The sequence below is a fragment of the Mesorhizobium sp. M8A.F.Ca.ET.021.01.1.1 genome (genome assembly GCF_003998025.1).
Taxonomy (GTDB): domain Bacteria; phylum Pseudomonadota; class Alphaproteobacteria; order Rhizobiales; family Rhizobiaceae; genus Mesorhizobium.
The window spans coordinates 1-9,842 of sequence record NZ_RZSJ01000192.1; the positions used below are offsets into that span (position 1 = coordinate 1).

Annotated in this window: 11 protein-coding genes; 4 read left to right on the top strand and 7 right to left on the bottom strand. The window is 63.4% G+C overall.

Annotated elements, in window-relative coordinates:
* Positions 1–216: hypothetical protein (locus tag EOA36_RS16710; protein WP_127278572.1), on the top strand; the 216-nt coding region annotated here is incomplete at its 5' end.
* A gap of 7 nt (positions 217–223) precedes the next feature.
* On the opposite strand, the gene EOA36_RS16715 is transcribed toward EOA36_RS16710, so the two are convergent.
* The 4 genes from EOA36_RS16715 to EOA36_RS16730 form a co-directional block, all read right to left on the bottom strand.
* Positions 224–1,282, bottom strand: a complete 1,059-nt coding sequence (locus tag EOA36_RS16715; RefSeq protein ID WP_127278573.1) for a dipeptidase — start codon at positions 1,280–1,282, stop codon at positions 224–226.
* A 97-nt stretch (positions 1,283–1,379) separates the two neighbouring features.
* On the bottom strand, positions 1,380–1,679 hold the full coding sequence (locus tag EOA36_RS16720; RefSeq protein WP_015315410.1) for a GNAT family N-acetyltransferase: 300 nt from the start codon (positions 1,677–1,679) through the stop codon (positions 1,380–1,382).
* Between the two features lie 4 nt (positions 1,680–1,683).
* Positions 1,684–2,301, bottom strand: coding sequence for an alpha/beta hydrolase (locus tag EOA36_RS16725; RefSeq protein WP_127278574.1), 618 nt, complete (start codon positions 2,299–2,301; stop codon positions 1,684–1,686).
* Positions 2,302–2,304: 3 nt separating this feature from the next.
* Positions 2,305–3,237 (bottom strand): VOC family protein, encoded by a 933-nt coding sequence (locus tag EOA36_RS16730; protein WP_127278575.1) that lies wholly within the window; start codon positions 3,235–3,237, stop codon positions 2,305–2,307.
* Between the two features lie 226 nt (positions 3,238–3,463).
* Between EOA36_RS16730 and EOA36_RS16735 the strand changes: the two genes are divergently transcribed.
* The gene (locus EOA36_RS16735; protein WP_127278576.1) at positions 3,464–5,023 is read left to right on the top strand and encodes an alkaline phosphatase family protein; all 1,560 of its coding nucleotides are present in this window, start codon (positions 3,464–3,466) and stop codon (positions 5,021–5,023) included.
* Positions 5,024–5,052: 29 nt separating this feature from the next.
* Here the strand turns inward: EOA36_RS16735 and EOA36_RS16740 are convergent, their stop codons facing one another.
* Complete coding sequence (locus EOA36_RS16740) at positions 5,053–6,345, bottom strand: PRC-barrel domain-containing protein (protein ID WP_127278577.1); 1,293 nt, start codon at positions 6,343–6,345, stop codon at positions 5,053–5,055.
* A gap of 251 nt (positions 6,346–6,596) precedes the next feature.
* Between EOA36_RS16740 and EOA36_RS16745 the strand changes: the two genes are divergently transcribed.
* Entirely contained in the window at positions 6,597–7,517 is a 921-nt protein-coding gene (locus EOA36_RS16745; protein ID WP_127278578.1) for a diacylglycerol kinase family protein, read from the top strand.
* Between the two features lie 29 nt (positions 7,518–7,546).
* Here the strand turns inward: EOA36_RS16745 and EOA36_RS37315 are convergent, their stop codons facing one another.
* Positions 7,547–7,720, bottom strand: a complete 174-nt coding sequence (locus EOA36_RS37315; RefSeq protein WP_189343577.1) for a hypothetical protein — start codon at positions 7,718–7,720, stop codon at positions 7,547–7,549.
* A gap of 155 nt (positions 7,721–7,875) precedes the next feature.
* Here EOA36_RS37315 and EOA36_RS16750 point away from each other — a divergent pair, with 155 nt between their 5' ends.
* On the top strand, positions 7,876–9,408 hold the full coding sequence (locus EOA36_RS16750) for an HWE histidine kinase domain-containing protein (RefSeq protein WP_127278579.1): 1,533 nt from the start codon (positions 7,876–7,878) through the stop codon (positions 9,406–9,408).
* 26 nt (positions 9,409–9,434) lie between these two features.
* Here the strand turns inward: EOA36_RS16750 and EOA36_RS16755 are convergent.
* Positions 9,435–9,842, bottom strand: a 408-nt coding sequence (locus EOA36_RS16755; protein WP_127278580.1) for a hypothetical protein, incomplete at its 5' end; no start/stop codon positions are given.

A 9,842-nucleotide genomic window follows, 5' to 3' on the forward strand; every position in this document is an offset into this window, starting at 1 on the left:
CAGTGGGAACTGGTCAACACGCCGCTCGGTGAGAAATGGTCGGGCCGAACGCGCTACGCCGCCGCCATGTTCTTCTACAAGCGCGACGAGATGAGTGCGGAGACCCTGGAGGTCTACCGCATCTGCGCCAGGCTCGATTCGGAAAACCCGTTGCCGATCATTCGCGACCGTGGCGTCGGCAAGGATTGGCTGAAGCGCATGGGCTACGACAAGTAGCGCCGGCTCAGCCGATCGTGCGCTCGAGCATGCTTAGCCAGTTGCGGTAGGCGATCTTTTCGATCAGCGCGCGGCCGAAACCGCGCGCCGCCAGCGCATCGACGAGTTTAGGCAGACCGGCGACGTCGCCGATGACGGCCGGGATCATGGCGCCGTCGAAATCCGAGCCGAGACCGACGCCGTCCTCGCCCAGAGCCTGCAGCAGGGAATCGATATGGCGCACCATGATGTCGAGGCTGGTGTCGGCATTCATGCGGCCGTCCTCGCGCAGGAAGCCGGTGGCGAAGTTGAGGCCGACCATGCCACCGGATTCGCGGATCGCGCCGAGCTGCCAGTCGGTCAGATTGCGCGAATGGCCGCAGATCGCGTGCACGTTGGAATGGGTGGCGACCAGCGGCGCATTGCTGATTTCAGCGACATCGCGAAAGCCCTTCTCGTTGAGATGCGAGAGGTCGATCATGATCTTCAGTTCGTTGCAGGCCTTGACCAGCGCCTTGCCGGCATCGGTCAGGCCGGGTCCGGTGTCGGGCGAGGACGGAAAGCGGAACGGCACTCCGTGGCCGAACGCGTTCGGCCGGCTCCAGACGATGCCGAGCGAACGCAGGCCCGCGGCATGCAGAACGTCGAGCATGGAGAGTTCGGGATCGATCGCCTCGACGCCCTCGATGTGGAACACCGCGGCAATCGTGCCTTGCGCCATGGCATTGCGCACATCGCCGGCACTGCGGCAGATCGCCAATGCGCCGGCGCGTTCCAGCCGGAACAGGATGGACGCCATCGCGATCGTCGAGTTGAGCGCATCGGCGCGCGGAACCTCGGGCGGCAACGGCTCGCTGTCGCTCGGCGCCGAAGGCACGGCGCTGCGCCGCGCTTTCTCGACCGGCGGCGGGAAGATGGCGAACATGCCACCGGCGAATCCGCCGGCCTTGGCGCGCGGCAGGTCGATATGGCCGCCCGATTTCCCTTCGACGAACAGCTTTTCGACGTCCCTGTCCTTGGACTGATAGAGCCTCAGCAGCGTGTCGTTATGGCCGTCGAAGACGGGGACGAGGTCGGATTCGGTCATAGGGGGGTCATTCGGTTCGTTCATCGGCGCGGGAGCGATATATCATACCCACTTAGGCAAGATGTGCTACCCGCGCAAATGACAAAGCCTGTCCGACCTATTGCTTCAGCACGTCGGCCCATTCCGGATGGCGGCGGAACTGGGCGTTGGCGAACGGGCAGAGCGGGATGATCTTCTTGCCCGCCGCCCGCGCATCCTCGACGGCGCGGGTGACGAGCCGAAGCCCGGCGCCCTGGCCGCGAAAGGCGTCCGGCACTTCGGTGTGATCGATGATGAGCTGGTGCTCGCCGATCTTGGTGAAGGTCATTTCGGCTTCGGCGCCGCCGGCGCCGCGCAGGACGTAGCGACCCTTGGAACCGCGATCTTCAAGTTCGATCTCTGGCAGCTGATCGGGCATCTCTTTACACTCCTTGGGCACCGGCAAAAAGCCGCCGCGCCGCCTCGATTTCGTTTGGCCGCACCTCGTGCCCGCCTTCGTGCCACTCCACTGTGACATCGGCGCCATCGGCACGCAAATAGGCTTCGAGCCGCGCCGTCAGGTTCGGCGGGCAGATCGGATCGCGCCTGCCGGCGGTCACCAGGATCTGACGGCCGGCAAGGCTGCCTTTCACCTCCGGCTCGAACGGGATCAGCGGATGCATCAGCACCGCGGCGTCGAAAAGATCAGGGGCTTCGAACACCAGCGAGGCCAGGATGTTGGCGCCGTTGGAATAGCCGAGGCCGAGCACGGCCGATGGCGTCGTCGCCTCGACATGGGCCTTGACGAAGCCCACCATCTTGCCCGTCGCCCGCGCAAGGTCGTCCATGTCGTAGACGCCTTCGCCGGTGCGGCGGAAGAAACGCGCGGCACCTTGTTCTGAAACATCGCCGCGCGGCGAGATGATGGTGGCCTGGGGCGCGAGATCGCGCCCCAGCGAGACAAGCTGGCTCTCGTCGCCGCCCGTGCCATGGAAGACGAAGAGCAGCGGACCACCCGGCGAACCGGGCAGCATCTTGTGGATGAAAGCGTCCTTGCTCATCGCTCAGCCCTCCAGCTTCTGCAGATGCTGTTCGAGATAGGGCCGCAGGTGCTGATGCTGGGTGGGCAGCTTCAGCGCCTCGCCGAGATGGGCGGTGTCCTCATCACGGTCGAAGCCCGGCTCGTTGGTGGCGACTTCGAACAGCACGCCACCGGGCGTGCGGAAATAGATCGCCCAGAAATAGTCGCGGTCGATCACCGGCGTCACGCCATAGCCTGTATCCATCAGCGCTTTGCGCACTTCAAGCTGCTTGGCGCGGTTCTCTACGGCGAAGGCGACATGATGGACGGAGCCGGCGCCGAGATCGGCGAAGGGGGCCGTCGGCAGCGATTCGATGTCGACGACATCGGCGCCGTTGCCGTTCTTGACGGCGAGCCGCCTGACATTGCCTGACTTGTCGACTTCCTCGTAGCCCATGAACTTCAAAAGCTCCTCGGTGGCGCCTCCATCCTTCAGCCTCAGCGAAACCGAATGAAAGCCGCGGATCGCCTCGTCAGCGGCAACACCGCCCTTCACCCAGGGCGCCCTGGTGTCGGCCTTGTCCTCGACGAGGGCAAAGCCGTCGCTGTCCGGACCGTCAAATCTGAGCCGCTTCTGGCCAAAACTTTCCTCACGGGCGACATTGGTTACGCCTTCGTCGGTGAAGCGTTTTTCCCAATAGGCGAGCGTGCCGTCCGGCACGGAGTAGACCGTCGTGCCGACTTCGCCGACGCCATGGCGGCCTTTGCCGATGTTGGGAAACGGAAAATAGGTCATCACCGAACCCGGCGTTCCGACCTCGTCGGCATAGTAGAGATGGTAGACATCAGGCGCGTCGAAATTGACCGTCTTCTTGACCCGGCGCAAGCCGAGCTTGTGGGTGAAGAAATCATTGTTCTGCCGTGCATCCCTGGCCATCGAGGTGACGTGATGCAGGCCCTTGATCTGGTCGAGCATGGTCTCTGCTCCTTCCCTTGGTGTGTGTGCGGCCCTCGCCGCTGTCCACGCCAATATGAGGACACGATCTGTTGGGGCAAAGGCCGCAAACACAAAATGGACTGTGCTGTAAAAGTGAACAGTGACAAGAAACTCGTTCACCATTCTGCCAACGGCCCTGGCCTTGCGCGGCTGATGGAATCGGTTCCATGTGCGCATTCGAACGTGCTGGGAAGGGGTAGCGCAAGTGACTGGAAAAGGCAGGCGGCCAAATGTCCTCCTCATTACCTGCGACCAGTGGCGCGGTGACTGCCTGTCGACTGCCGGCCATCTCCAGGTGAAGACGCCGAATGCCGATGCGCTGGCCGCCGAAGGTGTGCTGTTCAAGCGCCACTACGGCGGCGCGGCTCCGTGCTCGCCCGCGCGCGCCTGCCTCTACACAGGCCTCTATCAGATGAACAACCGTGTCTGCCGCAACGGCACGCCGCTCGATGCCCGCCACGGCAACATCGCGCTTGCCGCGCGCAGCGTCGGTTACGATCCGACCTTGTTCGGCTATACCGACGTGTCGCTCGACCCGCGCCAGCTGGCACCGGGTGATCCACGATTGCACAGCTATGAAGGCGTGCTGCCCGGCTTCACGGTGCGCCAATTGCTCCCCGAACATCAGAAACAGTGGCTGTCATGGCTGAAGCAGCAGGGCATCGATGCCAGCGCTGGAAGTCCCGACATCCATCGTCCCGTGGGCGAGGCGGATGGTGCGGTGACTGAAGCGCCACCCGTCTACTCCAAGGACCAGACGCCAACGGCTTTCCTTGCCGGCGAATTCATGCGCTGGCTGGGCGAGCAAGAGGAGGCCGCGCCATGGTTTGCCCATCTTTCCTTTATCAGCCCGCATCCGCCCTTCATTGTGCCGGAACCGTACAACACCCGATACGATCCGGCGGACGGCCCGGCTTTTCACCGTGCGGAAAGTTGGCGAGCCGAATCTCAGGGCCACCCCTACATCGCCTATGATCTTGGCCGGCAAAACCGCGCAAGGTTCCGCCCCGGTGCCACGGGCAAGGTACACGACTGGAGCGAGGATGATTTCCGCCGCATCCGAGCCATCTATTACGGCATGATCTCCGAAGTCGACGCACAGCTCGGCCGCCTCTGGCAAGCGCTGAAGACCGAAGGCGCCTGGGACAACACCATCATCGTGCTCACCTCCGACCACGCCGAAATGATGGGCGACCATTTCATGCTGGGCAAAGGCGGTTATTTCGACGGCAGCTATCACATCCCGCTGATCATCCGCGATCCCCGCCATCGCAAGGCCGCTGGCAGCACTGTCGATCGCTTCACCGAAGCTGTGGACATTTTGCCTACGCTCATCGACCTGCTCGGCGTGGCTCCCGAACCGCATCTTGACGGGTGCTCGCTGAAACCCTTCCTGAGCGGTGGAACGCCCGCCGTTTGGCGCGACGCGGCGCACTGGGAGTTCGACTTTCGCTCGGTCGCGGACGGTGAAGCCGAACGGCACTTCGGCCTTACCTCGCGCCAGTGCAACCTCGCTGTCATCCGCACGCAGAAATTCAAATACGTGCATTTTGGCGGGGGCTTGCCGCCTTTGCTCTTCGACATGGAGAACGACCCTGGCGAATTGAAGAACCTCGCCAGCAGTCCGGCACATCGCTCCACCCGCCTGGAATTCGCCGAAAGGCTGCTTGCCTGGCGGGCCGAACATCTCGACCAGTCGCTTGCACTCTCGGAACTGACGGAAAACGGGGTGGCTGGATACGCAAGGTCGCAGGCAGGGCGGTAAGGGATCTCCCCTACCGCCCGTTTCCTTGCCTATCGAACGATCAGACGCTGCTCGTCGCGCTTCTGCGCGTAGGAGCCCTTGTCGTAAGCCGCTTGCTTCTCGAGCTGCTCCTTGGTGAAGGTCGTATAGAGGTACTTCTTGCCGTCCTTGTCGGTCATGAACTTCAAATTATCCATGCCAACCGCGACCTCCTTCGAACCGATGCCGAGGAAGCCGCCGACGTCGACGATCACAGCATCGGTTTTCTTGTCGGGCGCCAGCACGACATCGCCGATCTCGCCGACCTTGGCGTCGTTGGCGCCATAGACTGTCGTGCCCTTCAGATCGTCAGCCCTGATCTCGCCAATCGGCATCTCCGTCAGCTTCGACTTGTCGATGGCCGCGGTCTTTGTCTGGTCGGGAGCGGTGGCGTCAGCCGGCGCCGCCGCCGTCTTGTCCGCCGGAGCGGCAGCAGGAGCTGTCGCGGTGGCTGGCGCGGTTGCCGCCGGCTCGTTCGATGCCGTAGTAGCCGGTGCCGGATCATAGGCCTTGCGGTTGAAGTCCGGCTGCGCCTGCAGTTCTTCCTTGGTGGTCTGCGCAACCAGCCAGCGGTCGCCATTCTTCTGTGCCCACTGCGCCTTGGCGAAATCATAGGCGACGTTCTTTTCCCCCATGCCGAGGAAGCCGCCCACGCCAATAATCAGCGACTTTGCCTTGCCTTCCTTGGTCAGCACGATGTCGTTCACGTCGCCGATCTTCTGGGCGTCGTCGCCTGTGCCGTTGTAGACATTTTCGCCGATGATGTTTGTGGCCAGATTGCCATCAGCCTGTTTCACCGGTTCCGCATTCGCCTCCGCGGGCTTCTGTGCGGTGTCTGTCGACGTGGCCGGCGCCTGGGCAGTCGTCGATGCGGCCGGGGCCAGCGCATAAGCCTTGCTGTCGAATTCCGGATGCGCCGTCAGCTCGTCCTTGGTCGTCTGCGCGACCAGCCAGCGGTCACCGTTCTTCTCGGCCCATTGCAGCTTGTCATAGTCAAAGGCGACGTTCTTGGTTCCGACGCCAAGGAAGCCGCCGACACCGATGACGACGGATTTCACCATGCCGTCCTTGTCGAAGACGACATCAGTGACCTTGCCGATATTCTCGGCATTGTCGCCAGTGCCGTTGTAGACGGTTTCGCCGATGATATTGGTGACGATGCTGCCCTCAGCGTGCACCACCGGCGCGGCCGGCTCCTGCGCCGCAGGCTGCTTCGCGGGGGCCGGGGTTGCAGTGCTTTGGGCGAAGGCACCGGTCGCGACCATTGTCGCAAGGGCGGTCGTGGCTAAAAGGGTGCGGATCATGATAGTCTCTCCTCGTGCTGATTTCGTGCACGCCGCGCCCGGTTGAACCGTCGCTGGGGAGATCGGACGCGGCATCTCTACAGGTTCACAACGTCGTGACCATGCTGTTGTTCCCACGAAGCGAATGCGCGCTACCCAGCTTCGAATCCGGCCTGGATTGCGGCGCAGCCGGAACCTTTCCAAGCCCGCCGCGTTTCAGCCTCCGGCTGGGCGCGTCCTGGTTAGGTTGTGATTGATCGGCGGAGCGGGGCATGAAATTTGCAGCGGTGCTGAACCGAGACGGCGGCACCTTGCGCACCACCGATATCTCGGCTTTCTCCGACCGGATGCGTCAGACGCTGGAATCGGCGGGCCACTCTCTCAGCATCGATATCGTTGCCGGCAAGGATGTCGTGGAAACCCTCGACAACGCCGTGTCGCGCCGCGCCGTCGATGTCGTGCTCGCCGGCGGCGGTGACGGCACCATCTCGGCCGCGGCTGCGAGGCTGATGGGCAAGAAAAAGGCGCTCGCCATACTGCCGGCCGGCACGATGAACCTTTTTGCGCGCGGCCTCGGCATTCCGCAGTCGCTCGATGCCGCGCTAAAATCCTTCGCCGACGGCGAAATCATCGCGGTCGACATGGCCACGGCCAATGGCCAGCCCTTCGTCCACCAGTTTTCGATCGGCATGCACGCCAAGATGGTGCAGTTGCGCCAGGGGATGGAATTCGGTTCGCGCCTGGGCAAGATCAGGGCTTCGGCCAAGGCGGCCTGGGCAACGATCAAGAACCCGCCGGCGATGAACGTCACGCTCGGCATCGGCGACGCCGAGGTGACGGCGCGCATATCAGGCATCGGCGTCACCAACAATCTGTTCGGCGAAGGCCATCTGCCTTATGCCGACAACCCTGCCGGCGGCGTGCTCGGCATCTATGTGACGGTGGCGCAGCAACGCGCCGAACTGCTCAAGTTCTTGTTCGACATTGCGCGCGGCAAGTGGCGCGACAACGAGCATGTCGAAATTCACCAAGCCGACCGTACGGTGCTGAAAATCCATTCCGGCGGCAGAAAGTTCCGGGCCGTGATGGATGGCGAACTGGTCAGGCTCGATCGTGAGACGACGATCGAAATCCATCCCGGAGCGCTCAACGTCCTGGTGCCGTCCAGCATCGCCGAGGCAAAGGCTGCCTGATGCGGTCTCGAACGACGAAAGCCAAAAAACTAGCCGCCCGGCGCGCTTCCTTGCTCGGTCGCCGGTGTCTTGGCCGCCCGGCCATAGATTTCAGCGGCACCCCAGGCCGCGAAGCTCAGGAGCAGCGCGGCGATCAGGATATACAAGACATGCCAGCCCCACCGTCCCTGACGCGCTTTGTTTTCGGGAATGATCTTGGTCATGATCGGCCCTTGTCTCGATTTGCGCCGGCTGACGCGGCCGGCAAAACATGGTCGGGTAACGGTTCCTCGCTAGGATGGTTCCAAGCAAGCCGGACCAGTGCCGGCGAAGAGACCAACAGGACGGCGGAAGTCGGGACTGGGCATTGGGGACTTGGGTGAGCAGCAAGGCGGAAGCAGCGCTGGGTCTGCCAGCCGAGGTCGCGCGCGCGGTGAAGGACGAAGACCGGCTCGCCGTGCTGCGTGGGCTGGAGGTGATCGATTCGACGATCGACGTGGATTTCAACCGCATCAGCAACCTCGCCGCGGCCGTAATGCAGGCACCGATAGCGCTGGTCACGCTTGTCGATCTCGAGCGGCAATGGTTCAAGTCATGCTTTGGCCTCGACGAAACGGAAACGGCGACCAGAATTTCCTTCTGCGCCCACGCCATCGCCGCCGGTGACGGCCCCATGGTGGTGTCCGATGCGACGGCGGATCCCCGCTTCAAGAACAACCCGCTGGTCACAGGCGAGCATCATGTGCGCTTCTACGCAGGCGCGCCGATGCTCGTGGCCGGCGCCAGGATCGGCACGCTGTGCGTGATGGATCGCAAACCCCATGTCTTTCCATCCACCGCCACACTGGACCAGTTGACGATGCTCGCCGGTCTCGCCGGCAGCCTGTTCACCCTGAAGGATGCAACCCGCAGCGGCGCGATCGCCGAGGCCGCACTCGCGCGCGAGGAAAAGCGGCGCGCCATCGCCCTCGACGCGGCGTCGCTCGCCAGCTGGGCATGGGACATCCGCACGGACATGATCGAGTGCGACGTCAGGCTGTCCGAACTGTTCAACCTGCCGCGCTCGACGCGTTTGCGGGCGCGCGACATCCTGACCGCCATCGACCCGCGCGACGTCTATCAAACCGAAACCCGCTTTCGCGACGCCTTGACCGGCAGCGACGACTATTTCGGCGAATACCGGGTGAAAGGCTTTCATCCACCGCGATGGGTGGCCACGCGCGGCAGTGTCATCGAGCGCGATGGCGACGGCAAGCCGACGCTGATTTTCGGCGTCAACTACGACATCTCGGAACGCAAGCTTGGCGACGAACGGCAACGGCTGCTGCTCAGAGAACTCAACCACCGTGTCAAGAACACGCTGGCAACGGTCCAGGCGCTGGCGACGCAGACCGTGCGCCATGCCCGCCAGCCGAGCGAATTCCTCGAGGCCTTCCGCGCGCGGCTTCAGGCCCTGGGTATTGCCCATGGTCTGCTGTCCGACCGCGAATGGCGCGGCATCGGCATCCGTGAACTCGTCCAGATCGAGATCAAGCCCTTCGACACCGCCGACCAGCCACGCTTGACGATCTCCGGCGCCGATCTGTTGCTGTCGCCTGATCAGGCCGTCGGGCTCGGGCTGATCCTGCACGAACTGGCCAGCAACGCGCTGCAATATGGATCGCTGTCTGTTGCATCGGGCAAGGTTGATCTCGGCTGGAAGGCGCAAGGCAGGAAAGGCGACCGGCGCCTCGTTTTCACCTGGCGCGAAAGCGGCGGTCCTGAAGTTGCCCCACCCGACCGGCACGGCTTTGGCTCGATCCTCATCCGGCGCAGTCTGGCCAAGGTCATTTCGAGCGAAGTGACCCATGAATTCCGGCCGGACGGCGTCTTCGCCGAAATATCGATGCCGCTGGAAGATCTGTCGGAGTGAGACGAGGCAGTGCAGGTGCCGACATACTACTCCTCGCCGGCATCCGGATGATCGGTGTCCGGCTTCACGTTCTCGCGGTAGATGGCATAAGCCGCCAGTGCCACGGCCGGACCAAGAATAACCCCTAGTCCGCCTTTTCCCTTCAGCAATGTCGGCAGCACGGCGAGCGCGGCCGTAATGCCGATCGCCTTCATGTCGGCCTTGCGCCGCCTTGCCTCGCGGCGGACCCGGGCGCCCGCCATCAGCCGGTGGATCAGAAGAACAAGGCCCGCGATTACCAGGAAGCCGACACCGAAACCAATCGCGGCAGCTAGCGATCCATACCGCACCGACGTCCAGATATAAGCTGCCCCGACCAGGAAGCCGAGGCCGCAGAATGCCGCCAACGCTGCAAACGCGTAGACGACGGCCGCCGTGCGCGCGCGCCGCACGGC

Coding starts and splice junctions, on each gene's coding strand:
- EOA36_RS16715 (WP_127278573.1), bottom strand. CDS start 1,282: ATGACCGAATCCGACCTCGTCCCCGTCTTCGACGGCCATAACGACACG.
- EOA36_RS16720 (WP_015315410.1), bottom strand. CDS start 1,679: ATGCCCGATCAGCTGCCAGAGATCGAACTTGAAGATCGCGGTTCCAAG.
- EOA36_RS16725 (WP_127278574.1), bottom strand. CDS start 2,301: ATGAGCAAGGACGCTTTCATCCACAAGATGCTGCCCGGTTCGCCGGGT.
- EOA36_RS16730 (WP_127278575.1), bottom strand. CDS start 3,237: ATGCTCGACCAGATCAAGGGCCTGCATCACGTCACCTCGATGGCCAGG.
- EOA36_RS16740 (WP_127278577.1), bottom strand. CDS start 6,345: ATGATCCGCACCCTTTTAGCCACGACCGCCCTTGCGACAATGGTCGCG.
- EOA36_RS16745 (WP_127278578.1), top strand. CDS start 6,597: ATGAAATTTGCAGCGGTGCTGAACCGAGACGGCGGCACCTTGCGCACC.
- EOA36_RS37315 (WP_189343577.1), bottom strand. CDS start 7,720: ATGACCAAGATCATTCCCGAAAACAAAGCGCGTCAGGGACGGTGGGGC.